We start from the raw sequence: 25270 nt of genomic DNA on the forward strand, positions 1-25270 counted from the left end.
TTATATAATTAAGGGATTGATATTTGCTGAGATTATCTTTACCGTAAAAGTGTGGTGAGTATTCAGCGGTAACTACAGCAATGAATCAAGAGATGACCCAATCCCTTCCAATAATGGCTACCCTGCGGCAATGGCTCTTGACCTTACCGGTGGACACCCCGGCGATCGCCCACCGTATTTGTCGATGGATTCCTGCCCAGTGCCCYTTTGCCCGCCGCATTTCTTTATGGGGACGTCCCGTGATCACCATTCCGCCCTTGTGTAAACTCAATCCTTTTTACGAAGAGGTTATTCTGTTGCGGTTTCGCGCCTTAACGTACCTCAGTGACGTTTGTGGCGAGGATATTAGCCAGTATGTCTAGGGGCAGCGGTTGGGGAGCTGGTACTTGCTATAGGATGTAGAATATATAGCTTTGTATCATGGTGCCCGTCACATGCTGAAAGCCCTATTTGGCGATCCCAATCAGCGCAAGGTTAAAAAATATCAACCCTACGTGGTCGAGATCAACCTGCTGGAGGAGCAGATTCAGGCTCTAAGCGATAGTGAGTTACAGGCCAAAACCGGTGAATTCAAGCAACGGTTGGAGAACGGCGAAGCCCTTGATGACCTCTTGCCCGAAGCCTTTGCGGTGGTGCGCGAAGCGTCACGGCGGGTCTTGGGAATGCGGCACTTTGATGTGCAGCTCATCGGCGGCATGATTCTGCACGATGGTCAAATTGCCGAAATGAAAACGGGGGAAGGAAAAACCCTTGTGGCCACCCTGCCCGCCTACCTCAATGCCTTAACTGGCAAAGGGGTGCACATTGTTACGGTGAACGATTACTTGGCGCGGCGCGATGCAGAGTGGATGGGGCAAGTACATCGATTTTTAGGGCTAAGCGTTGGGCTAATTCAGCAGCAGATGGCTCCCCAAGAGCGCCAAAAAAGCTATGCGTGCGACATTACCTATGCCACCAACAGTGAAATTGGCTTTGACTACCTGCGGGATAATATGGCCACCTCCATGGCTGAGGTGGTGCAGCGGCCGTTTAACTACTGCGTGATTGACGAAGTGGACTCGGTGCTCATTGACGAAGCCCGCACCCCGCTGATTATTTCTGGGCAAGTGGAGCGGCCTACCGAAAAATACCTGAAGGCGGCAGCCATTGCCCGCAGCCTCAAAAATGAGGAGCACTACGAGGTGGATGAAAAGGCACGCAACGTCTTAATGACGGATGAAGGCTTTATCGAGGCAGAAAAGTTGCTGGGGGTAGAGGATCTCTACGACCCGCAGGATCCGTGGGCGCACTATATCTTTAATGCCATTAAGGCCAAGGAACTTTTCCACAAGGATGTGCACTACATTGTCCGCAATGGTGAGGTTGTCATTGTGGATGAGTTTACGGGGCGAGTGATGGTGGGTCGCCGCTGGAGTGATGGCCTTCACCAAGCCATTGAGGCAAAAGAGGGGCTGGATATTCAAAACGAGTCGCAGACCCTTGCAACCATCACCTATCAAAACCTATTTTTGCTCTATCCCAAGTTGGCGGGGATGACCGGAACAGCCAAGACCGAGGAAGCAGAGTTTGAAAAAATCTACAAGCTAGAGGTGACTGTAGTACCAACCAATCGCCCCAGCCGGCGGCGGGATCTGTCTGATGTGGTCTATAAAACAGAGCGGGGGAAATGGCTTGCAGTGGCCAGCGAGTGTGCGGAAATTCATGCCCAAGGGCGACCGGTTCTGGTGGGAACCACCAGCGTTGAAAAGTCTGAGATTTTGTCCCAGTTGTTGCGGGAACTGGAAATTCCCCATAACCTTCTGAATGCCAAGCCAGAGAATGTGGAGCGGGAGTCGGAAATTATTGCTCAGGCTGGGCGCAAGGGGGCGGTGACCATCTCGACCAATATGGCCGGTCGGGGTACAGACATTATCCTTGGCGGTAACGCTGATTATATGGCACGGCTGAAGGTGCGGGAATATTTTATGCCCCGAATTGTCATGCCTCCCAGTGATGATCCAATGATGCTGTTGGGGTTGATGCAAAGCCGCCAAGGGGGGCAGGGCTTTGGTCAAGCTGCACCTAAGAACTGGAAGGTTTCAACGAGCTTGTTTCCCTGCGAGATCAGCAAGGATGCTGAAAAGTTGCTGCGCCATGCGGTGGAGGTTGCAGTTAAAACCTACGGTGAGCGCAGTATTCCTGAACTGCAAGCCGAGGATATGCTGGCGATCGCCTCGGAAAAAGCCCCTACCGATGATCCCGTCATTCAAGCGCTGCGGGCTGCGTTTAATCGCATTCGGGAAGAGTACGAAGTCGTCACTAAAAAAGAACACGAGGAGGTGGTGGAGCTAGGCGGTCTGCACGTTATTGGCACGGAGCGGCATGAGTCACGCCGAATTGATAACCAATTGCGGGGGCGTGCCGGTCGCCAAGGGGATCCAGGCTCAACCCGCTTTTTCCTGAGCTTAGAAGATAATCTGCTGCGTATTTTTGGAGGCGATCGCGTCGCAGCGATTATGAATGCCCTGCGGGTTGATGAAGATATGCCCATTGAATCAGGGTTGCTGACCCGTAGCCTCGAAAATGCCCAGCGCAAGGTTGAAACCTACTACTACGACATCCGCAAGCAGGTGTTTGAGTACGACGAAGTGATGAACAACCAGCGGCGGGCAATCTATGCAGAGCGGCGGCGGGTGCTCGAGGGGGAAGACCTGAAGGATCGGGTGCTTGAGTACGCCGAAAAAACGATGGATGATATTATCGCCGCCTACGTCAACCCAGATCTACCTTCTGAGGAATGGGATTTAGAGGGGCTGGTGAGTAAGGTACAGGAATTTGTTTATTTACTGGCAGATTTGCGCCCGGAACACATTGCCCACCTCAGCGTGCCGGAAATGCAAGCCTTTTTGCACGAGCAAGTGCGCACCGCCTATGAACAAAAAGAAGCAGAGATTGATCGTCTCCAAGCAGGATTAATGCGGCAGGCAGAGCGGTTCTTTATTTTGCAGCAAATTGATATGCTCTGGCGTGAGCACCTACAGCAGATGGATGCCCTGCGCGAATCCGTGGGGTTGCGGGGCTATGGCCAAGAGGATCCCCTCGTCGAGTATAAGCGCGAAGGCTACGAGCTATTCCTCGACATGATGGTTATGATCCGCCGCAATGTGGTTTACTCCCTGTTCCAGTTTCAGCCTCAGGTGGCACCCCCACCGGAAGTTTCCTCCTCGGAGTCGGTGTAGGGGAGTAGGCGGTGACCCTGCGCCTCCGGCTCCCTGACTCGCCCTGAGCTTGATCTGGCGATTCCGTGGGAGGCAGCAGCGGGGTGGCGACCTAGCTGGGCGGATGGTGACGAGTTGAGAGCTAGGATAAAATAAAAAAATAAATCTTAAAAACTTCACTCCTAACGCGCTAAGAGACTAGCTTGAACGATTCATTTACTTTTGACTCAATTGATGCTGCCCTTGAAGCATTGCGTCGCGGTGAAGTGATTGTCGTGGTAGATGATGAGCACCGTGAGAATGAGGGGGACTTAATTGGAGCAGCGGCGCGGGTGACCCCTGCCATGATTAACTTTATGGCTGTCAATGCCCGCGGGTTAATTTGTTTGGCGATGGAGGGCGATCGCCTCGATCAGCTAGACTTGCCCCTGATGGTGACCACTAATACCGACAGCAACCAAACAGCCTTTACAGTCAGTGTAGATGCCGGTTCTCGCTGGGGGGTCACCACGGGGATTTCCGCAGAGGATCGGGCACGCACCATCCAAGCGTTGATTGATCCGAGCACCCAACCGCAAGACTTGCGCCGACCTGGGCATATATTCCCCTTGCGATCGCGCCCTGGAGGGGTGCTAAAGCGCGCCGGCCACACCGAAGCGGCAGTGGATTTAACTCGCTTGGCGGGACTGTATCCCGCTGGCATCATTTGTGAAATCCAGAATCCGGATGGCTCCATGTCGCGGCTGCCGGAGTTGATGGCCTATGCCCGCACCCATCACCTCAAAATTATTAGCATTGCGGATCTCATTAGCTATCGCCTACAGCACGAGCGGTTTATCCGCCGCGAAGCCGTCGCTGCTTTACCCACTGAGTTTGGAGAGTTTCAAATTTATGGCTATCGCAACTCCCTCGACCACTCTGAGCATGTGGCCATTGTCAAAGGGGATCCGGCCAGCTTTAGCCACCACCCTGTTCTTGTGCGGGTACATTCAGAATGTCTGACAGGAGATGCCTTGGGGTCGTTGCGCTGCGACTGCCGTATGCAATTGCAGGCTGCCCTGAAAATGATTAATGCCGCGGGGGAAGGTGTGGTTGTCTATCTGCGCCAAGAAGGGCGGGGAATTGGTTTAGTGAATAAACTCCGCGCCTACTCGCTTCAAGATATGGGGATGGATACCGTTGAGGCCAATGAGCATTTAGGGTTTCCGGCAGATCTGCGCAACTACGGCATTGGTGCCCAAATGCTCAATGATTTAGGGGTGCGTCAAATTCGCCTCATTACGAACAACCCGCGCAAAATTGCTGGCCTCAAGGGCTATGGCCTAGAAGTGGTGGATCGCGTGCCGCTCCTGATTGAGGCCACCCCCTACAACACTAGCTACTTAACGACCAAAGCTGAGAAACTCGGGCACTTGCTGCTGCAAACCTATCTGTTAACGGTGGCCTTTCGTTGGCGAGAGGTCAATCTGAGCGTGGGCGATCGCTACGAACGGTTAGAGAAACTGCGCCATCTGGCAGCGGGGATGGACTTATTGGTACGGGAAGACGCCCGACCTGTTGCCCAAGCTATTTTTAGCCACCCCGACTTAATTGTCCATTTTGGCTTTGATCAACCGGATCTCGCCGATCGCCACTGGATGCAGCAGCCGGAGCATCCCTACGTGCTTGCGGTGCAACAGTTGTTACAGACCTTTTGCCAGTGGCCGAACCTAGCAAGTTTTGAGTTCTTGGTAGCCACCGGCAGCGACCCTATGCTGAACCTTCCCATGCACCTTGATCGCCAGCCCTACCGCCAACAACTGCCCGCCCAGTGGCAACCCCATCTGATCTATACCTATGCCTGCTCAAAGACGCTCGACGTGAACTAGGTTAACAACAAGGCAAATAGGCCGCACAGCGCAATCCCATCAAAGACGCCGGCACCGCCGATGCTGAGCACCCCAGGGGTCATGCGCTCAATTTCTGGCAGATGTAGCAAGTCCGCGCCAATCAACGTTCCTAATMCCCCGCCAGCAAAGGCGATCGGCGCTGCTCCATAGCCCCCTGTCAGCAGCACAGATGCCAGTGCGGCGGTGAGGGGGGCAACCAGTGCATTCATCTGAATCCCAATCCCAGGAACGACTTGGGCTGAATAATAGCTCACGAATGTAACAATTGCTGTCACCACTATGATGAGCAAGGGATTGGAGCGCGTCAATTCGTAGAGGGCAAGCAGCGTTGGAATCAGCCCACCGCCAACATTCAAGGCCACAATTGTCTTTTGCTCAACCTTCCGTAGGGGAATGCCCCAAAATCGGGCGACCCAAAGCTCTGTGAAATCCGGCACGATCGCGACCCGCGAGACTCGTTCGTAGAGGGGAATGTTAATCGTGCTGCCCAGAATCACCGCAGCAAATAACAGCAGGGCAACTCCTGGCGAAAAGCCCAGTTTGGCCACCGCCACTTCAACCACATCGATGGCGATCGCCAGCCAAATAAAGGGAAAGAGCAGCAAAAAAAGTATAAAGAGCAGTAAGGTGACAGGCAGGTAAATCATGGTGGGGCGAGTCAAACGACCGATTACTTAGTAGAGGGCACAACAATGGGACTGAATCTTTTAATCTTAACGGATGACGGGTTTGCAGAAAGATCGATCCCGCAGTCCGTAGCGTCAAGCAGCAATTCGGGCACGATCTCCATCGGTGAAATATAGGATACTGGTAGGGTATCGGCCTATGGCTCCTGCAACCCCCATCCCGATGCTGAGAGTACCTTCGTTAGACAATCTACCGAGTGGCAACGGTTTGGAGGCGAGCACTGCCCTCACGCTCTTAGAGTCCGCCATGCCTGTTGCCGAGACTGTCTCCCCGTCCGCCACAGATCTGCCCCCCCTGTTACGAGACATTCAAGCCAGTGCAAATCAATGCCGACAACAGCAGGTCGGCGAAATTGTCACCTACGTGATTAACCGGAATATTAATTTCACCAATATCTGCGAGCAACACTGTGCTTTTTGTGCCTTTCGTCGGGAGGCGATCGCTCCGGATGCCTACTGGTTGACGACGGAGGCGATCCTCCGGAAAACTGCTGAGGCCGTCGCCCAAGGTGCCACAGAACTTTGTATGCAGGGGGGGCTGAATCCCGCTGCCAAGGTGCGGGGGTCGAGCCTGCGGTACTATCAGCAGCTTGTCCGCGAGATTAAAACAGCCTTTCCGCAGGTGCACCTGCACGCATTTTCCCCCCAAGAAATTCAGTTTATTGCCCGCGAAGATGGCCACTCCTACGCTGAGGTGATTGCGACCCTCCATGAAACGGGGGTGGACTCAATGCCAGGCACCGCCGCAGAAGTGCTGGTGGATGCTGTCCGCGCTAAAATTTGCCCTGAGAAACTTGATACGGCAACTTGGATAGAGATTGTTGGTACAGCCCACCGGCTAGGGGTGTGGACAACCAGTACCATGCTCTGCGGCCATATTGAAACACCTCAGGATCAAATCACCCATTTGCAGCACCTAAAAGAGCTACAGCGCACCGCCTTAGACAAGGGCTACCCCGCCCGCATCAGTGAATTTATTTTGCTGCCCTACGTTGGGGAACACGCCCCCAGAGCCATGCGACAATGGGTGGAGCACCCACAACCACGGTTATGGCCAACGTTGGTACTGACCGCCGTGGCACGCTTATTTCTGGGGCAGTGGATTCCTAACCATCAACCCAGTTGGGTCAAGTTAGGCTTAGCAGGAGCAACCATGGCGCTACATTGGGGCTGTAATGACTTGGGGGGCACCCTCATGGAGGAGCACATTACCTCCGTCGCGGGGGCGCGGGGCGGCACAGCTCTGGGGGTGGCCGATCTTGAAGCTGCGATTCGCTCTGTTGGGCGCACTCCCTGTCAGCGGACTACTCTTTACCATTACCTTGGCGAGGTTCACTATGACAACGCAGTCTAAACCGTCAGTACCGCGGCTTCAACGGCGTCGCTCTTGGGTATGGGGGGGGGTGGCGGTTGTTGTCGTTGGTGCGGGGGTGGCAGCGGCGATATTTCTTTGGCAACAGTTGAGTCGTCGTCCTGTCGCAGCGGGAATGGCGATCGCCCCTCAAAATGCCTTGTTTACTCTATCGCTCCCCACCGATCCTAGCCCATGGCAAGCCGTTGCTCAAAGCAACCTGCTCCAGCGTCAGCCTTGGTTAGCACCAGACTATGGGCCGGTATCTCCTAGGGGTGTTGAGTTGGCAGGGGCTGACTATCTTAAAGAGGTGCGTCCCTTCATTGGCAAGCAGGCCACCTTAGTGATGTTGCCGATGACCCCAGAGACGGTGCAAGAGTTGCCTGAACCGCCGTTTGTGTGGATTGTGCCCACCCTTAACCTGCCGATGGGGGAGCAACTGCTGCAACGCTTTATGGGATCGCCCCTCACTGAGGTGAACGGCATCAAGATCTTTAGCGCGAAAGGGGTTTTACCGACGGCTGAACAGGGGGCGATCGCCCTCGTCAACCATGCTGATCAGTCTTATATTGTCTGGAGTCGGCACCAGAGCGCCCTTAAAGAGGTCATTACCACCGCTCAGGCAAATAACGGTATTGCCACCAAATCCGATTATCAGCACGCCATCAAGGACTTACCCCCCCGCCGTCCCCTCGTGGAACTCTACGTCAATTTACCTGCCTTTGTTGCCAGCCAGTCTGCGGCTCCCGATGGCGCACTACCGACCCCCCCCCGAGACATTGAAGGGCTAGTGGCTGCTGTCGATATGACTCCGCAGGACATTGACCTGCAAGCCGTGACGTGGATCCCCCAAGACCGACAGCGCCTTATCCAAGAAGGGCAAAGTCGGGAGCTGAGTCGTCTGGTGCCCGATACAACATTAGCGTTTTACGGTGCTGGCTCCTTTCAAGCCCTCTGGCAAAATACGCCCCAGGGTGTGCAAAAGGCGATTAGCGACACTGTTGAGGACTTGACAGGCCTAGACTGGCAGAGCACCTTTGTGCCTTGGATGACCGGTGAATTTGCCGCTGCATTTGTGCCAGTGCCCTCGCTGCGCAATGCTCCCAGCCTCCTATTTTTGAGCCAAACCAACGATCGCCCCCGTGCGGAAGCAGCATTTCAAGAACTGGATCAGCAAATTCGCGATCGGCTGAAGTGGCGGATCCAGCAAACCAGCCCAGCGCCGCAGCCCATGACCACGTGGAGTATTCCCCCTGGCTTACCGGTTGCCCAGCACGGCTGGCTCAGCAATAACACCCTGTTTTTAGGTCTAGGGCCGTCCCTCTTGGCGGATATTACCCCCCGGCCACCTCGCCCTCTTGCCGATAGCCCACTGTACCGTGCCGTTATTCCCCATCCGCGCGGGGCGCAGTTGTATATTAACCTTAGCGATCTGAGTCTGTTTGAAAATAACCTACTGCTGCCGCAATTGGCACCAGATGTGGCGCGATCGCTGCAACCCTTTGCCGCCTTGGGTGTGACCACCCAAGTTCGGAATCCGCAACAAACGCTTTACACTGTCCGAATTCGCTTAAAAGACTCATAGGTGACGTAGGATGTTGTGATCTATGGAGGGGGACAGCAGTACGCACTGTGGATGCTGACGTTTTACTCAAACGCTATAACCTTGGCGATCGCGACTTTAGCGGCACTCATTTGCGCCGCGTCAACCTCAGCCGCTGCATTCTTACAGGGATTGACCTGTCTCGCGCCGATCTCACCGATGCCGCATTGCAGGGAGCGAACCTGCAAGGGGCAGATCTGCAAGGCGCCATTCTCAGCGACGTGAACCTGAGCCAAGCGGATTTGCGGGGCGCCGACCTCCGAGGGGTGATTCTTGTGAGTGCGGATCTACGCTGGGTATCGCTACGGAAAGCTAACTTAACGGGGGCTGATTTGAGTCGTGCCAACTTGGCCAATGCCGATCTCAGTGAAGCTAACCTCACCGGTGCCCAACTCAGTGAAGCCATTTTGCGGGATGCAAACCTGACCTTAGCAGATTTGACCCTAGCGGAACTGGAGCGCGCCAACCTGAGTCGTGCCAACTTGACCGAGGCTTACCTGCGCGGTGCTGACTTAGCAGATGCCATCCTGCGGGAAAGCCAACTGGTACAAGCCAACCTGCGGGGTGCCAACCTAGGAGCCACCAATTTGCAGCAAGCCAACCTTGAGCGAGCCGTACTGATTGGGGCAAACCTGCGCCGCGCTCGCTTAGAAGAAGCCAATTTGCGGGAGGTGTCGTTTAAGGAAGCCAATTTACGCCATGCCTGCCTTGACAAAGCCAAGTTGGTGGGGGCTGACCTGCGGGGGGTAAGCTTGGCACGCGCACTCTTGCGCGGGGCGGATCTAAGTTCGGCGATTTTAATTGGTGCGAACTTAATGGGGGCAAACCTGAGCGGTGCTGATCTACGGGGGGCAAACCTCATTGAAGCGATTTTGACCGGTGCCAGTCTCAGCGGTGTGGATCTCAGTGTGGTGGATATGACCCAAGCGATTCTTCCCGATGGTGAACTATCGGCTTAGTAGATACGTTCTAGAGATGGAGTCCACGGTGTTTCCGGGGTAGTGACGATCGAGACTAAGCTGCCAATGCCTTCAACCTCAACCCGGACGCGATCGCCCACCTTAAGCGAGCCAATTCCCTCCGGCGTACCAGTTAAGATCACATCGCCAGGCAGCAGCGTCATCACATAGCTAATAAAGCTCACCAGCTTGGCGGGGGAAAAAACCATTTGATCAATGGTGGCCGACTGCATTGGTTGTGGTGCATCGTTCACAAAGGTTTGCAAGCGGGCATCGCTAGCCACATGGCGAACAATCCACGGACCAAGGGGACAAAAGGTATCAAATCCTTTTGAACGAGTCCACTGCTGCTCTCGCTGTTGAATATCTCGAGCGGTGACATCATTGGCCACAGTATAGCCCCAGATATGGCTGAGCGCCTCGGTTGGGGTGCAGGCGCGGGTGCGTTCCCCTATCACTACCGCCAGCTCCCCTTCATAGTCTAGTTGGCTAATCTGGGGAGGATACCAGATGGGAGCACCAGGGGCTTGCACAGTGGTGGGGGGCTTGAGAAAAATAAGCGGCTCTGTTGGCACTGTGCTTCCCATTTCCGCCGCATGCTTGGGGTAGTTGCGGCCAACGGCAACAATTTTTGATGGCGAACAGGGTGCTAATAGTTGATAAGCGTCGGGGCGCAGCACTTGGGGGGTGGGTTGCCCGTGCAGCCACGGTGCAGCATCCCAAACGATGACCTCACGGTTCAATTGCAGTGTGCCATAGCACACTTGCCCCGCCGTGGTTTGTACTCGCACAAAGCGATCGACCATGCCCCCCGACCTCCTGTAAAGGATTGCAAACTACGGTGTTAGAATTATAAAGCCTTACTTTTTGATGCAAATTCAAAAGGTCTTCAGTCCATAAGGAGCTTGCGTGTGATTAATCGTACTTACGAAACCCTCTACATTATTCGCCCGGATGTTGGTGAGGAGCAACTGGAGCAAATTATTAGCCAATTTCGCACGTTGTTAGAGGAACAGGGTGCCACCAAACTAAAACTGCAAAATCGTGGCAAGCGCCGTTTTGCCTATCCCATTAAGAAACTACGGGAAGGGTACTATGTGCTCATGACCTATACAGCACCCGGCACGGCGATCGCTCCGATGGAAAAAGCCATGCGCCTGAATGAGGCAATTCTGCGGTTTATGACCATTACCACCGAGGCAGAGAGTGACCAGGATGAGGTTGAAAGTGATAATCCAGTCCTAGCACGGGCTTAAGCTGCTGCCGTCGTTACAGGAAGAGGCATCATGGCACAACCCTCAGGGTCATGGATTTGCGATGGCACCCCTAAAAATGGTCAGAGCTACCCAAATGCCAGTGGTGCCCACCCCCCCTACGAAAATTTTGGGCCAGACTGTGTTATCTGTGGCCTGCCCCGCGAGGCAATGGCCGCAGCAAATCCTAAGGCAACAGGGAGAACCTTTCCGGTTGCGTTAGTGGCGCTGTTAATTGCTGCTGCTGGGTTAGTGGGGGGGATTGGCTATTTAGGCTATCGCTTGCTATTGGGGGATAGAAACCCCACAGGACAGCCCACTGTTAACGCCAATGCAGACAGCCGCCAATTGATCAGCCAAACCAGCTCTCACAACAGTGCCTATATCAGTCAAGGGGAAAAAATCCTGATCAATGAGCCGAATCCTCAGCGAGCCGCCCTCAAGCAGGAGGCTGCCCTTGCCTTTGATCAGGGGAACTGGGCCGCGGCGATCGCCAAGTACCAGGCTCTAGTCGATGCCGATCCCAATGACCCGGAAGCCCGCATTTACCTCAATAATGCCCGGGCACGCCAAGCAGGACAGCCCATGACCATGGCTGCCGTTGTCCCTATTGGCAGCAGCCCAGACACGGCCAAGGAAATTTTACGCGGTGTGGCTCAGCACCAAACAAACTTTAACGCTAGTGCGCCCAATCGTGCCCTTGAAGTGGCCATTGTCAATGAAAATAGCCCCAACGGTGTGACCAGTTTGGCCGAGGATTTAATTAACAGTTCTGTGCAGGGGGTACTAGGTCATGGTGCCGATGCCAACAGTCGTGCGGCATTGCAACGGTACGAACAAGCAGGCATGGCGGCACTGTCGCCCTTGACAACCAGTGTAACCACTGGCGCAGGCACAACAGTTAAGGTGCAAACCCTCTCCCTGAGCCAGAAGGGGCAGCAACTGCTCGAAACATACCTTGACAATGCGGCCAATACTCTTGCTAAGATGGCGGCCAAAACTGTGCCCAACCCCAAGGTTGCCCTCATTTACAACAGCGATAGCCCCTACAGCAACGACCTCAAAACCAAGCTAGCTGTTACCCTCCCTCGCTTCGGTGCCTCAGTCGTTCAGGAGATCGATGCAGCAGCAGCGGGCTTTAATGCAAGCCAAGCGATGACGACTGCGCGGCAAGCGGGTGCCAACACAGCCATTTTGGCCATGAGTCGTGCCCGGGTCAATGATGCCGTTGCCTTGGCGATCGCCAACCAAACCCAACCCCCCCCTATTCAACTCTTTGGCAGTGATCAGCTCTATACGCCCGATCTCCTCATTAAAGGAGATAGTGCCATCAACGGCATGATTTTGGCAGTTCCCTGGAGCACTAGCCCCAACGATCCCTTTGCCCAACAGGCGGCTCAAGCATGGCGGGGGMAAATTAGCTGGCGAACCACAACCGCCTACGATGCCACCCAAGCCTTAGCCCGAGCGATGGCTCAGGGGGGCGATCGCGCCGCCACCCAGCAATTACTGGGTCAGGGGGTTCAAATTCAAGGGCAAACCGCCAGCAATAGCTTTGATCAAGTACCACTGGTACAGGCAGTACCGGGAACAGGCGGCCCGCGTGGGTCAAACTACCAGTTCAATTCGTTGACAGGAATCTGATACTGCCTGTGGAAAACCATGATCTAGCCTCCTTGTCGCAATTCCTGTCGGCTCTACCCGCGAACCTGAGCCTCGTGCTATATTAAGCCTAGTCTGGCTGCGGCGTTGGTGACTGCCAATATTGTTTTGTGATCTACAATTACAAAACATATGGGAATCATCACCGTGGGTGGCAGTAAACTGACCCTAGAGTTAGAAACTTTTAAGCCTGCGGTTAAAATTCCCCCCTAGTTTCTACTAGGTCATAAACTGAGGTAAAACGGCGCTGCGGTTAGGCATTTTCTCTGAACCAAACGACTAATCGTCCGCAAAAATGTAATCGTAAAGCTCCTCCGGTTGCGGTTCGGGGCTATTTTCCGCAAATTCCACCGCTTCATCAACGCTAGCTTGTACCTTTTTCTCGATATTTTGTAGGTCTTCCGTAGTCGCTAGAGCTTGCTCTACCAAGTACGCCCCCAACTTTTTAATTGGGTCACGCTTTAGCCAAAATTCCTTTTCTTCCTTAGAGCGCAACTCGTCCGGATCAGCCAGCGAGTGCCCTCGGAATCGATAGGTCAGGGCTTCAATGAGGGTTGGGCCTTCCCCAGCACGGGCACGGGCGATCGCCGCCTCAGCAACCGTGCGAACTGCCAGCACATCCATGCCATCCACTTCTTCGCCGACCATGCCAAATGCTTTGGCTTTCTGGTAAATCTCAGTTTCCGAGCTAGCGCGATCGTGCGCCATCCCAATGGCCCACTTATTATTTTCAACCACAAAGAGGATAGGCAATTTCCAGAGGGCAGCCATATTCAAACATTCAAAAAACTGGCCATTATTGCTTGCCCCATCACCAAAGAAGCACGCCGTCACTTGATCGGCATTGGTATCCCCCATAACGTGACGGCGGTACATCGACTGAAATGCTGCCCCCGTCGCTACAGGAATGCCTTCAGCAACAAAGGCAAAGCCCCCTAAAAAGTTATGCTCCGCCGAAAACAGGTGCATAGAACCACCCCGTCCTTTACTGCATCCTGTTGCTTTGCCAAACAATTCTGCCATAACCTGCCGCGCGGGCACTCCTGCACTCAACGCATGCACATGATCGCGGTAGGTGCTACACACATAGTCATCTGGGCGCATGGCCTTAATCACACCGGTGGACACTGCCTCTTGGCCGTTATAGAGATGAACAAACCCAAACATCCGCCCACGGTAGTACATTTCCGCACACTTATCCTCAAAGGTACGCCCCAAAACCATATCCTCATAAAGGGTTAACCCCTGTTCGCGAGTAATAGTGGTTTGGGGAACGGATAACGAGGGGAGACTACGCTCTTGAACCATAGAAGACAACCACAAGATCAGAGGTGGACGATAAGGGTAAGGTTATGCCCGTAGCATTGACATCACATTATCGTAACAAACTATGGGGCAGCAAGTCCGTTAAAGTCTAGATGGCAATATGCTGTCCTAGCCATAAGGGTGAGGTCTGGTTAGGGCTTGAAGATCCAAGAGAGCCTCTCCCAATGTTTCGAGTTCCTCAGGGGACACGCCACGAATATGATGGGCGAGCTGTGGGCAGCGGTTTTCGCTTATAAACTGTGCCGTACGGATGGCTTCATCTAGAGCTTGATATGACGCCTGTGTCTCCTTTAGCTTGGCTTCTCTAACTAGCATGAGTCTATTGGGGCAGATAAAATAGCTTGCGCCTTATATCCCCATTGCTAAAGCTAGGGGCTTTATGGCGCTTTTCGGTAATTCCCATGCACACGAGCCGCCTCACGTTTGTAGTGCTCGCAAAAATCGTCTCAACCGACTAACAAAACCTTCACCGGAGCGGCCACGTTGAGCAGCTAGGGCACGTTCAATGGCCTCGCCACTAGGACGTTGGTCAAATTCAGCTAGGCAGGTGGAGCCTAGGGGGCTGTACTGCCAAATCTGCCATGGTTGGGGGTAACACCGCCACAGAATTATTTCTTCTGCTAGGGGGCGCAGATAGTAGCAAAGTTCCAGTGTATTCAAAAACCGCTCTCGCAGTTGTCGTCCCGCATAGCCAATCCCCACGACTGCCACATCCTGTAACTTTGGATTCAGCAAAATAAAGGGGCGATCGCCCGCAGTTAAACACATTTGCTCGATCGTAGTCACTTCCACCGGGGTAGGCGCAACAATGATCACGGCGCGATCGCTCGCCGCAACAGGCGTTATCAACTCATTGACCCCCCGAACACTATAGCTAGGATTCCCCCATTCACGACGTGCTAAGGCAGCCGCCCCAGCATCCGCAAAAAAAACCTTGAGATCCGCGCCTAACTCGCTAAAGAGAGGTAGGTAATCGTGCGCAAGAGCCATCGGGCTGAGATCTGGTAACACCACCTCAATTTGAAGACGCGTCTTACCGTCTGCCAAGGCATGGGTGGTGGCTTGCTGTGCTTGGGCGATCGCTGTGGCCAAACTATCGGGTGGGGTCCAGTTCATGGATACTAAGCCGCTACTTCGCTCACAACAGCCTGATAGAGTTGCTGGAGTTCATCTACAAGGGGTTGTGCCGCCGCTACGGTCGTCTGTTGCTCCAGTTGAGCGGCAATGTTTTGGATGGCGGTCACACCAACATTTCCGCTTGATCCTTTGAGGTGGTGGGCATCCCGCTTTATTTGATCTAAATTGCCGCTAGCCACTGCGGCCACTAGGGAGGCTAGGCGGAGTTGGGCATCTTCAACAAAAGTTTGTAAGAGTTCTTGCTCAAAGTCGCGATCGCCCCCTGATAGTGCTGCTAAATAGTCCCAGTCAATGAGTGATGCCATCCATCCACATTCCAAACAGGGTCATTCGTGATTATTTTAACCCTTTGGCGCGATGGGGACACAGCGCTCTAAGTGTGCGCCCAACCCACGGAGCTTAGCCTCGAGCTGCCAGTAGCCGCGATCGAGATGCTGCAACCCATAGACTTGGGATTCGCCGTGAGCCGCCAAACCAGCAATCACTAAAGCTGCTGTGGCACGTAAATCTGTACCCGTTACTGGTGCCCCCGACAGAAAGGGAACGCCCCGCACTGCTGCATGGTTACCCTTGACACGAATATCGGCACCCATCCGGTTTAGCTCAGCAACATGGCCAAAACGATTTTCAAACACCGTTTCGCTGACTAAACTGTTCCCTTCACTGATGGCCAGCAAACTCATAAAAAGAGCCTGCATATCCGTTGGGAATCCGGGGTAAGGTAGGGTTTCAATATCTGTACCCCGATAGCGATGAGCCGGTGAAAAGTGAACCCGAGTGGGATCGGGAAACGTAATCACGCCCCCCATGTCTTCAAGTTTGGCCACTACTGCCGTCAGGTGAGCAGGAATAACCGGTGCCAAGGTAATGGCAGAGTGTGTCACTGCCGCCGCAAGCAAGAAGGTACCCGCTTCAATGCGATCGGGAATGATTTGATACTCGGTACCATGGAGGCGATCGACACCAACAATAGTAATTGAATTTGTGCCAGCGCCGTAAATTTTTGCACCCATGGCATTGCAGAAGTTAGCCAGGTCAACTACTTCCGGCTCTTGGGCTGCATTCTCAATGGTGGTTTCCCCGTCTGCAAGGGTGGCAGCCATCATTAATGTCTCGGTGGCACCCACACTCGGATAGTCAAGATAAATCCGTGCTCCCTTGAGTTTGCTTGCACTGGCGGTGACCACACCATGATCAATCGTGACCTCTGCACCCAACGCTTGCAAACCGCGCACGTGCAACTCCACAGGACGTGCCCCAATAGCACAGCCACCGGGCAGAGGCACTCGTGCAATTCCTAGTCGTGCCACCAACGCACCAATAGCAAAAAAGCTAGCACGGAGCTGGCTCACAAGGCGATAGGGGGGATCGTTCGTATTCAGGTCTGTGGCATCAATGGCGATTGTTTCTGCCCCTAGCCGTTGTACCTTAACCCCGAGGGCTTGTAAAATTTCCTCAAGGCGGCGAATATCTGCCAAGTCGGGGACAGCGTGTAAAATGGTTGTATCCGCAGCCAGTAAAGCCCCCGCCATCAGTACCAAGGCAGAGTTTTTGGCGCCACTAATTTTTACCTCGCCCGATAGCCGATACCCTCCTTGAATCTTTAGGTACGCTTGATCTGTTGTCTGATCTGTTGTCGGCAGTGTTGCGGTCGAGGTTCGCATAATTCACTCTCACAGCCAAAAGAATTCCCAAGGATTATAGCGTATAGGTGCGGATTTTATTCACAAGTGGGTGCATGTTTATCCAAGGCACCCCTATTATTCTAAAAACTACTACTATACTTGCAGGCGACTTGTAGGCGCGGCGCTGCCCGCTTAGGTGTTGCTGACTGTGGCTATGAATTCCCTCATCCCCAACCCTTCTTCTTGGGGAGAAGGGAGCTAAGAGTCTTGCTCCCTCTCCTTTGGGAGAGGGCTAGGGTGAGGGCGGCAAAAGACTCAAACCCGAAAAGCAAAGCCCCCGCTTGATAGCTAACTAAGGTGTGACCGCGATTGCGGCAACTTGCATAAAATGCTTCGATCACGCCTGAGGGTGAGATGCTCCATAATAGAAAGAAACTGAAGGAACAGGAGGAACAGATTGGTTTACTGTGCAGACGTTCCTAATTCCTAAAAGTGATTAAAAGTGATCAAGGTCACAGTCAATCGGTGGTTCAGATCACTAGCGGCGCTAGTTTCAGCTCCTATTATGCTTAGGTAAGTCAATAAGTATGCCGCCTGTGTTCCTGCACTGTCTTAGTACTGCTGCTTAGGAGCGCGTCACCATCATGAATACGTGGATAAAAGCAAACGACTATCAACTAATCTACGATCATCTGTTGGCCTGTGTACAACAGGAACATCCACAGCAGGTGATTGAGCGGTTTCGTGCGCTTTTTATCATGGGTTACACCTACCCCGATCGCCACGTTCAGGAGGCAATGGATCGCATTGTCACGAGCAGTAATGCCTCCCAGAATTTTCGCCCTTTTGTCAATCGTTGTTGCCACATTTTAATTAACCGTTGGCAATCGCGACCGTTGTTACAAGGTGCCGTGCCCGATTTTCTGGCGGTTCTCGAAACCCAAGTCTCGATGCCTGCGGCTGGCCTCAGCCGGGCTCCCATTGTGCGCAAGCTGCGTCTGCTGCTCAAAGACTACCTAGATAGCGAAGCGTTTCAGAAACTCCAACGAATGGTTCAGTTTCTGCGCGAAGATGCTCAGGATGCCTCCCAAATTCGCAAAAATAGCGATCGCCCCCTTTCGACACTGATTCGTCGCTATCCCTACTTGTACAATCATTGCTTGGTTGGGGATGAAACTTCACCGGAAGAACTGCGGCATATCCAACATTACCAACACCAAGCAGTACAGCAATTTGAACTGAATCTCAGCCAGTACCTTACCAGCGAGTTTCGTCGTGCCCAAGGGCACGTCAATACACCAACGGTTAAGAACCCAACCCTACTCACCCCTGAAGAGCTGAAAGCCTCTGTGCAGCACTTTGTTGGCAAACTCGATCAGCAGCACACCTATCGCGACTTAGCCAATCAGTTTGAGCAGCGGCTACAGCGGTTAAAATCGACCCGTGATTTTCGGGATGCATTTTTTCACTACTTGACGGATACTATCCCTGATGTCGGTCGCGGTCGCTTTCGCCAAAAATTTCACCAATATCTCGATACGTTACCAGCGTTTCAGCAGCCACAGCCCGTTAATGAGTTCACGATTGTGCGTACCTGTAGCCAAACATTGAACTATTTGGTGGTGGATAGCGCCCAAAACCCAAATCATTTGGTCTTTATTGACCTGTTGAATAATATTGGTACCGCGGCCACTATTGGCTTACTGCTGAAAGTGGTTCTTGTGAGCAAAAAGGTCAAGCCTTACCTCGAGAAGCGCTTTGCCATTTTATTTAATCACTACCAATCCTTTAGTCGTGGCAAGGTGCGGTGGCTTGTAAATTGTCTTGAGCACTTTAATATTGCCAATGTAACCCACTTTGGTAAGCGGGATTTTTCCTTTTTTGGTCGCTACTAGGACACGCGCCATCCCCCCGGCCGGTGGTAGCAAGCGTTAATCTAGGTCTTCTGCCAAGACGCTGGCGATCGCCCGTTGAGACTGCTGTTGAAATTGGCTGACATCCACCCGTTGCAGCAAGCAAATGGCTAGAACCATGCCCACCATTGGCAAGCAAAATACAAGGCTATAGGCCAAAATGGGGACCCCAAATAGCTGCCGCCCGATATCCAGAGCCGCACCACCCAGCACTGTTGCCGATCCCCGCGCAATCGCTTGAGCGAGCCCCCATGCACCAATAAAGGTTCCTGCTGTTTCCGCAACCGTTAAATCCAACATCAAGCTTAGAGCACCTGTGGTGGTAATCCCTGCGGTAATGCCAAAGAGAAATAACTCCAGCTTAAAGAGCCATGCCTGCTGGGTTACCCCCGCCACAATCAAGAGCAAAAACATCACAGCCACCCCTAAGCAGCCGTATTTCGTAGTTGCAATTTTGCCCAAACGAGGCACAATCAAAAAGCCGGTCAAACTGAGACCAACGAGGGTTCCCACCCCCCAATAGGCATTGAGGCGCGTTGTTTCGGCAATGGTCATGCCAAACACTTCACCCCCAAACGGTTCCAAAACAGGCTCTTGGATAAATAAACTCAAGGTCATCAGAACCAAGAATATAAAAAAGAGCCACGTTTGCGAGTTGGCAGTCAGAATTTTAAGGGCGCGCCCCAAGGTAATATGTTCAGTGCGTTGTGGGTGGGTTGTGCGCACAGCATAGCGGGAGTACTTGGCTTCTACCCCCCACGTGCCGGCGATCGCCAAGAGTAACACCACCCCCAGCACCGTCAAAAAAAGCTGATTCACACTGCTGCGCAACAGGGCGATCGGGGTGTCGATCTCCAACTGCTGCAAGAGCACACCACTGAGGATGGCACCCACAACAATCCCCACCGTTAACATCGACCAGACAATCCCCACCAGCTTGCCTCGGTTGTCTTCCTCAGAGACATCCACAAGCAGTGCTGCAAACGGTGTAGAGCTACTGCTGACGCAAATGCCGTAGGCGGCAAACAGCACTCCCAAGAGTGCAATCCATGCCTGCGTGACCCCATTCCAGCCCGACTGGCTAAGGCTTTCCCCCACCTGCCAAATGACCTGCACAATGGTGTAGGCCACCAAGGTAAAGGCAACAGCACCGCCCCAAATATMCCCTGTGCGATGCTGCCCGCCAATGGGGTGGGCATCCGAGAGTTGACCAAACCATACCCGCACCGGAGACACAAATTGATGCATCGCGATCGTAAGCGTCACCAAGGTCGCTGGCACGGCCAGCTCTTTAATCATGATGCGGTTGAGCACCCCCAAAACCAAGATAGACATCATCCCCAGTCCCAGCTGAAATAAACCGAGGCGGAACATCACCCAAAGGGGCAAGGGGGGTGGCGCAGTCGTTACAGAACGGGCAACCATGGCTCACTCAACTCACATGAATAGATGATTATAAATGGATTAGGGTTTTATTCTAGATTGCCACCAAGAAAGAAATGGTCAATGATACAATGAGCGCAAGGATTGTCAGAAAAAGAGAGCGTTTGAGGGATTCAGTATAAGCAGACATTGATGGAGCTACCTTTTATCAACCAGCACAAACTCAACTCTTAAGGCTTAGCCAGTCTTTCAACGACCTAGTCGTTTCTCATTTTACAATGTCTGCTAGTGCTGTGACCGAGGCTTTATGATTGGGGGGATTGTGCAACCCCGCGTGCACTGAGTTCGCTGATACGGTGCAACACACCATTGATAAATCGATGACTGCCTTCGTCGCTGTAGCGTTTGGCCAGTTCAACGGCTTCGTTAATCGCAACTTGTTTGGCCACACCTAAGTAGGCCATTTCAGTCATGGCAATTTCAATAATGTAACGGTCTAACTGTGTCAGCCGATCCACGTGCCAATCGACCATGGCTGCGCCTAGGTGTTGTTCAATTTCTGCTTGGTGGCGATGGAGGTGCTGCAAAATGCCTATGGCGTAGGCTTGCACCTCTTCTTGGTGGGCAAAGTAGAGAATTTCCGGTAAATCTAAGGCGGCACCCACACGATTAATACAGCGTTCTGCCTGTTGTAAGGCCTCTTGCAGCAGGGACTGTGCCTTTTCAAGGTGGGGAAGTTGTAATTCACTGTGGTGTAACAGCCGTTGACTGTCACTTAACTCACTCCCCGCTTGCTCTAAGGTATCGCGCACATCGCTGGCGAGGGTACGCACGGCCATTAAAATCAAGCTACGGCAGTCAGTATCGCTAAGTTGCTTGGGTTGGCGCAGGAGTTGCGCTGCACTGAGCAGGGCTAATTCACGGGCAACACGGCGAGCAGTTATCATTAGTTGTTCCTCAGCATTGATGTTGGCTTAATTGACGGTAGCTCTGCGCTCGAGTACCTAGCCATGCGGGTTGAGCTGTTCATGATAGGGGTAATGATGCAGGGGTCAAGGACTGCGGCAGAGGTGTCTCCGGCGTAACAATGCCGCCGGAGATGATCAGCTTAAAGGCATCTTCAATGGAAATGTTTAAGTCCTGCACCTCGCGCTCACTGGCAATGACGTACCAGCCTGTTGTGGGGTTGGGGGAGGAGGGCACAAATAGACTGAGCATTGGCTCTGAAAAGGGTGTTTCTAAGGATTCATTAATCGTACCAGTGACAAAGGCTACTGCCCATAGACCCCTACGGGGATACTCGACTAGGACAACGCGACGAAAGCGATTGCGCGAATCCCGCAGAATGGTTTCTAGCAGTTGTTGCAAAACCTTGTAAATCGTTCCTGCGAGGGGAATGCGCTTCAGCAGACTTTCGCCAGTTGCTAAGAACCACTGACCTACGATGTTGCGTGCCATTAAGCCAATCAGCAGAATGCCACTGAGGGGGACAAGAATGCCAACACTGACATTCAGTAACTCCACCAGTAAGGGGTGCCATGTTTTGAAGGGGTTGATTTGCTTGGGAATCCGCGTGAGTAGATCTAACACCCAACTGGATACTGAAATTGACAACCAGATGGTGGTTGCTAGGGGAATAACCACCAGCAGGCCAGCAATTAAGTCATTTTTAATCGCTTGTTTGAGTCGATGGAGCACAACAAACTCAGAACGGGGAGTGTACTTATAGCTTAACGGTTGTGGGGACGGCTGATTAGGGAGGCGGGCGGTGAAAGGCTAAACTACTATACAGCATGAAAGCAGCATCCCAAGGGCTATCTTCACGGCGAAAGAGGTTGAGATGGGGGGGAATTTTACTGAGCAACTCGCTAAATTCGAGAGCTGTTGCAGCAAAGCTACTAAAGTCGTTCCAGACGGGGCGATCGCCACAGTTATGCTGCCATAGACTAGACAACTGCCGCCATTTTGCCCAAGATGTATGGTGATCCAGTTCGATTTCTGGTGCTGTCGCAATATCAAGGGTTCCTAGATCAAGCCCCTGATTAAACTGATAGCCGCCGCGATAAAAGCGCAGAATCTGGTTTTTTTCGGTTAAGTGTAGGTCACAGCACTGGGCGTGATCTTGGATTTGCTGTTTGCGGCTGACTTTGCCTTGGCGATCGCGATCAAACACCAGCTCAAAAATTGGCAGTAGCCCCTCCACCCGCTGCGTGACCTCTGCCCACTGAAAGGTCAGTGTAAAGGGCTGGGGATGCAGGGCACTGGTACACACCACCTGAGGCTGGGGGGAAAGTGCTTGAAAATAGCGAACTTCAAGGACAGGGGTCTGGGTTAATGCCGCCATGGGGACACAAAACAACGGCAAGCCCACGGCCTGTAGCTCTTGCCGATATACCATCAGCTCTGCAAAATTACCGCAGCGGATCAACCGCCATCCGCGGGTGGGAATTAACAAGCGGGCGGCATAGGGATCAATTTTTAGAATGCTTGCCAAATGACGCGCTAGGGGAGCCTTCGCCTCTGGATTGGCAACGCCTTCCAGTACCAGTACCCCCTGTTCTTCAACGCCGACTACTGCATGGGCTTGGGCGATCGCCTGCTGTCGCTGCTGCTGCCGCACCTGCTCAATCGTCTGCAACCCTTGCCGTGCGGCTTGGGTGAGCTTAGGGCCACAATTCAGTCGCAGCAGGTTCCGAAACGTTGTTTCTGCTTCGGCGAGGCGATCGGTCTTGAGGTACAACCGTCCTTGACAGAGCAACACCCGCGGATCCTCCGCAGGAAGTTGCCCTAGGAGCTGCTCTGCCTGCTGATAGTTACCCCGATCCAGTGCTGCCAATATCTCAGTAATCATGCATAGACTACCCCGCTGCTCTGGGTCTATTTTAGGCATCTATTTTAGCACTCATCTCCAAGCCCTCAATTGTTTATGAAAATAGCTCTCCCGTTAGTATGGTGATAACTATTACTAACTTAGAGAAGCAAGCTAATAACCTTTCTCGAAAATTGTTGAAGTTTACAAAGCTATGCGTTTGTCGTTTAATCAACTTAATACGATTATTGATTCCCGCCGTTACTCCGCTCGTAGTGCGGTTTCTAAAGTAGTTTATAATTCCATCTAAAGGGTTCCCAATCATTATGATTGCTGGATTACAAACGGCTCCTGTCTGATATAGCCATTCTTGAATTCGATGCTTCCCTTCCTCAATTATCAACAACTTCTCATCAATTCCACACAATTCTTGTTTCCATCGGTACGCTTTTTCTAATCGCTTTGAGCGTTGCAAAAGCTGCTCTAATTTGACCGTTTCTTCTGGCATTAAATCTAGATCATTCCTCAATAAAATAAACTTGCTGCCTCGATCTAATACACCCGCTTGCTTGCGAATTTTATTTAATTCTTCATTAGATGTGCAGCGACAGTAATGCCGTCAATAATTGGTCAATGTGCTGCGGTGTGTGATCGGCACGCAGGGTAATCCGCAGCCGACTGTAGGGCACGGTGGGCGGACGGACAGCAGCCACCCAACAGCCCTGAGCCTGTAACTGCTGTCCCCATGCTTGGACGGTGGCCACATCAGGGGCAGGGAGGCAAAAAATGGGGGTCGGCACGGAACGAGGCAGCACCTGCACTCCTCCCTTAGCCAGTCCTATGGCCAACTGCTGAATGCGATCGTGTAGAGCTTGGCGGTGTTGGGGTTCAGATTGCACCACCTGAATCGCAGCTAAGGCAGCGGCGGTATCAGCGGGGGAGAGGCCAGTACTATAAACCCACGTACTGGCGCGGTGGCGGAGGTAGGTAATGAGGGACTGATCGCCTGCGATATACCCCCCTAAGCTCCCCAGCGCTTTACTGAGGGTTCCCATCTGAATCACCCCAGTGTTGGACTGGCCTAGGGCTTCTAGGGTGCCTGCCCCCGTTGCCCCTAATACGCCTGTGCCGTGGGCATCATCCACCAAAACCATGGCAGTAAATTCTGCCCCAAGCTGACGGATGTCTGGCAGTGGGGCAACATCCCCATCCATACTGAACACTCCGTCGCTGAGAATCAGGCAACGGCGGTACTGGTGACGGTATTTTTTTAAGTAATGCCGCAACTGTTCTACATCATTGTGGCGGTACTCGTAGTAGGTTGCCCGGCTTAGGCGTGCTCCTTTTTTAAGACAAGCGTGATTATAGCTATCTGCAAGAATGAGATCCCGTGGATCCACTAGAGCGGCAATGGTACCGATATTGGCGGCGGTGCCGGAGCTAAAGACAAGGGCGGCTTCGGTGCCTTTCCAATGGGCGATCGCGCTTTCAAGCTCTGCATGCAAAGGGCGCTCACCACTGAGTAAGCGGGAGCCTGTTGCACCAGTGCCCCACTCCTGAATAGCTTGAATGGCAGCAGCTTTGACGGCTGGATGAGTGGCTAAGCCGAGGTAATCATTACTGCAAAAGTTAATTAGTGGCTGCCCCCCATCTTCGAGGGTCACAAGGGCAGCCGGTGCACTACTGGCTCTTGGCTGCCGCCACCAGTGGGCTCGCTGAAGTGCACCTAAGGCGGGTTCTAACCATGCAAAAGCTTGAGACATTGTGGCTAGGAAATCAGAATCGGTTCACGGCTGGGGTCTGCTTGTAAGGTGGGGTGGTGGGCAATGAGGTAGGCGATCGCCCTCGGCATTAATGTAGGTGACAGCAAAATTCATGTGGTGAAAATTCACCAAAGTGTCAAGGCGATCGTCAAAGGCTGCCATGTGTGATTGCAAGTGACGGTAGGCAACATCGTTGGCGCACAGGGAATAGTAGCTGTTAAAAAAGTGACAATACCACTGGCTAGCAATAGCTGGAGAGATGTCAAATAATGCTTTGACGCTATATCGTGGTGAATTGCGAGCAGAGTAAAGCGTTAGCAGCTTCACGAAATTATTTTTTTGCTGCTCGAGCAGGGCAAGGTAGGGATCCGTTGTTTTGAAGTGGGAGATGGCCACAAGATTGGAAATTAACCCTGCTGCTGCCAAAAATGGCTCCACATAGCGATCGCCAATAATGTAATCCTCTTGGCTAAAGAGATAAAGAAAGTGTTTCACAAAGGCATCAATGGCATACTGCTGCTGCGGATCTAGGCTTAGATAGGTTGTCTGCCTAAAAAGATCCAGCAACTGCAAAAACTCCTCTGAGAGGGCATCCCACTGCTGCTGGCGATACAGATCGAGCAACCTGTTTGGCTGGAGTATCCAAGACGAGGCGGCCGGGGATGGCGGTGCAGTTGTCATGAAATCTTGCTCGTGCTCCACTCAATCCCCAAT

22 protein-coding genes and 1 other RNA gene are annotated in these 25270 nt (G+C 52.9%); 10 read left to right on the forward strand and 13 right to left on the reverse strand.

All coding sequences use genetic code 11. The features are described 5' to 3' along the window. Positions 1-92: 92 nt before the first annotated feature. The 3 genes from L5220_RS04785 to ribBA all read left to right on the forward strand — a co-directional run bounded on the left by L5220_RS04785 (position 93) and on the right by ribBA (position 5065). A complete protein-coding gene (locus L5220_RS04785; RefSeq protein ID WP_499572020.1) occupies positions 93-362 on the forward strand; it encodes a Mo-dependent nitrogenase C-terminal domain-containing protein in 270 nt (89 codons plus the stop codon). 72 nt (positions 363-434) lie between these two features. Continuing rightward, the gene (secA, locus tag L5220_RS04790; RefSeq protein WP_099798924.1) at positions 435-3218 is read left to right on the forward strand and encodes a preprotein translocase subunit SecA; all 2784 of its coding nucleotides are present in this window, start codon (positions 435-437) and stop codon (positions 3216-3218) included. A 182-nt stretch (positions 3219-3400) separates the two neighbouring features. Continuing rightward, on the forward strand, positions 3401-5065 hold the full coding sequence (gene ribBA / locus L5220_RS04795; protein ID WP_499572023.1) for a bifunctional 3,4-dihydroxy-2-butanone-4-phosphate synthase/GTP cyclohydrolase II: 1665 nt from the start codon (positions 3401-3403) through the stop codon (positions 5063-5065). On the opposite strand, the gene L5220_RS04800 is transcribed toward ribBA, so the two are convergent. Next, positions 5062-5748: a DUF1614 domain-containing protein gene (locus L5220_RS04800; RefSeq protein WP_499572025.1), complete on the reverse strand. Its 687-nt coding sequence runs from the start codon at positions 5746-5748 to the stop codon at positions 5062-5064. The genes ribBA and L5220_RS04800 overlap by 4 nt on opposite strands. A gap of 187 nt (positions 5749-5935) precedes the next feature. Between L5220_RS04800 and cofH the strand changes: the two genes are divergently transcribed. Genes cofH through L5220_RS04815 form a run of 3 tightly spaced genes read left to right on the forward strand, consistent with a single transcriptional unit; the run spans position 5936 to position 9685 of the window. Continuing rightward, positions 5936-7126: a 7,8-didemethyl-8-hydroxy-5-deazariboflavin synthase subunit CofH gene (gene cofH, locus L5220_RS04805; protein WP_499572105.1), complete on the forward strand. Its 1191-nt coding sequence runs from the start codon at positions 5936-5938 to the stop codon at positions 7124-7126. Beyond that, a complete protein-coding gene (locus tag L5220_RS04810) occupies positions 7110-8708 on the forward strand; it encodes a DUF3352 domain-containing protein (RefSeq protein ID WP_448515398.1) in 1599 nt (532 codons plus the stop codon). The genes cofH and L5220_RS04810 overlap by 17 nt, the downstream gene beginning before the upstream one ends. Before the next feature lie 47 nt (positions 8709-8755). Beyond that, entirely contained in the window at positions 8756-9685 is a 930-nt protein-coding gene (locus L5220_RS04815) for a pentapeptide repeat-containing protein (protein WP_499572027.1), read from the forward strand. Here L5220_RS04815 and L5220_RS04820 read toward each other — a convergent pair. Beyond that, complete coding sequence (locus L5220_RS04820; protein ID WP_099798929.1) at positions 9682-10491, reverse strand: fumarylacetoacetate hydrolase family protein; 810 nt, start codon at positions 10489-10491, stop codon at positions 9682-9684. The two genes, L5220_RS04815 and L5220_RS04820, sit on opposite strands and share 4 nt — an antisense overlap. A 105-nt stretch (positions 10492-10596) precedes the next feature. On the opposite strand from L5220_RS04820, the gene rpsF reads away from it, so the two are divergent. From rpsF to ssrS, 3 genes are all read left to right on the forward strand, one after another. Next, positions 10597-10941: a 30S ribosomal protein S6 gene (rpsF, locus tag L5220_RS04825; RefSeq protein ID WP_099798930.1), complete on the forward strand. Its 345-nt coding sequence runs from the start codon at positions 10597-10599 to the stop codon at positions 10939-10941. Between the two features lie 30 nt (positions 10942-10971). Next, the gene (locus L5220_RS04830; RefSeq protein ID WP_499572029.1) at positions 10972-12582 is read left to right on the forward strand and encodes a hypothetical protein; all 1611 of its coding nucleotides are present in this window, start codon (positions 10972-10974) and stop codon (positions 12580-12582) included. 91 nt (positions 12583-12673) lie between these two features. Further along, positions 12674-12860, forward strand: a non-coding RNA gene (gene ssrS, locus L5220_RS04835) — 6S RNA. A 19-nt stretch (positions 12861-12879) separates the two neighbouring features. Here ssrS and pdhA read toward each other — a convergent pair. The 4 genes from pdhA to murA form a co-directional block, all read right to left on the reverse strand. Beyond that, positions 12880-13908, reverse strand: a complete 1029-nt coding sequence (pdhA, locus tag L5220_RS04840; RefSeq protein ID WP_499572031.1) for a pyruvate dehydrogenase (acetyl-transferring) E1 component subunit alpha — start codon at positions 13906-13908, stop codon at positions 12880-12882. A gap of 435 nt (positions 13909-14343) precedes the next feature. Beyond that, positions 14344-15042: a DUF1995 family protein gene (locus L5220_RS04845; protein ID WP_099798935.1), complete on the reverse strand. Its 699-nt coding sequence runs from the start codon at positions 15040-15042 to the stop codon at positions 14344-14346. Between the two features lie 5 nt (positions 15043-15047). After that, a complete protein-coding gene (locus L5220_RS04850) occupies positions 15048-15368 on the reverse strand; it encodes an Hpt domain-containing protein (RefSeq protein ID WP_448515391.1) in 321 nt (106 codons plus the stop codon). Positions 15369-15404: 36 nt separating this feature from the next. Beyond that, positions 15405-16727 carry a UDP-N-acetylglucosamine 1-carboxyvinyltransferase gene (gene murA, locus L5220_RS04855; RefSeq protein WP_448515390.1) on the reverse strand — a complete coding sequence of 441 codons (1323 nt, stop codon included), beginning with the start codon at positions 16725-16727 and terminating at the stop codon, positions 15405-15407. A gap of 605 nt (positions 16728-17332) precedes the next feature. Between murA and L5220_RS04860 the strand changes: the two genes are divergently transcribed. Further along, positions 17333-18583, forward strand: coding sequence for a Sll1247 family protein (locus L5220_RS04860; protein WP_499572036.1), 1251 nt, complete (start codon positions 17333-17335; stop codon positions 18581-18583). A 36-nt stretch (positions 18584-18619) separates the two neighbouring features. On the opposite strand, the gene L5220_RS04865 is transcribed toward L5220_RS04860, so the two are convergent. From L5220_RS04865 to L5220_RS04895, 7 genes are all read right to left on the reverse strand, one after another. After that, positions 18620-20026, reverse strand: coding sequence for a BCD family MFS transporter (locus tag L5220_RS04865; RefSeq protein ID WP_499572038.1), 1407 nt, complete (start codon positions 20024-20026; stop codon positions 18620-18622). A 263-nt stretch (positions 20027-20289) separates the two neighbouring features. Beyond that, complete coding sequence (gene nusB / locus L5220_RS04870; RefSeq protein WP_448515388.1) at positions 20290-20931, reverse strand: transcription antitermination factor NusB; 642 nt, start codon at positions 20929-20931, stop codon at positions 20290-20292. A 79-nt stretch (positions 20932-21010) separates the two neighbouring features. Next, positions 21011-21682, reverse strand: a complete 672-nt coding sequence (locus L5220_RS04875; protein ID WP_448515387.1) for a DUF502 domain-containing protein — start codon at positions 21680-21682, stop codon at positions 21011-21013. 55 nt (positions 21683-21737) lie between these two features. Next, complete coding sequence (locus L5220_RS04880) at positions 21738-22835, reverse strand: tetratricopeptide repeat protein (RefSeq protein WP_499572041.1); 1098 nt, start codon at positions 22833-22835, stop codon at positions 21738-21740. Positions 22836-22908: 73 nt separating this feature from the next. Further along, positions 22909-23370 carry an ISL3 family transposase gene (locus L5220_RS04885; RefSeq protein ID WP_499572107.1) on the reverse strand — a complete coding sequence of 154 codons (462 nt, stop codon included), beginning with the start codon at positions 23368-23370 and terminating at the stop codon, positions 22909-22911. 16 nt (positions 23371-23386) lie between these two features. Next, a complete protein-coding gene (bioF, locus tag L5220_RS04890) occupies positions 23387-24556 on the reverse strand; it encodes an 8-amino-7-oxononanoate synthase (RefSeq protein WP_499572043.1) in 1170 nt (389 codons plus the stop codon). Positions 24557-24580: 24 nt separating this feature from the next. Further along, complete coding sequence (locus L5220_RS04895) at positions 24581-25237, reverse strand: hypothetical protein (RefSeq protein WP_499572046.1); 657 nt, start codon at positions 25235-25237, stop codon at positions 24581-24583. Positions 25238-25270: the final 33 nt, after the last annotated feature.

This window comes from Synechococcus sp. PCC 6716 (genome assembly GCF_022570815.1).
Lineage (GTDB): Bacteria > Cyanobacteriota > Cyanobacteriia > Thermosynechococcales > Thermosynechococcaceae > Thermosynechococcus > Thermosynechococcus lividus.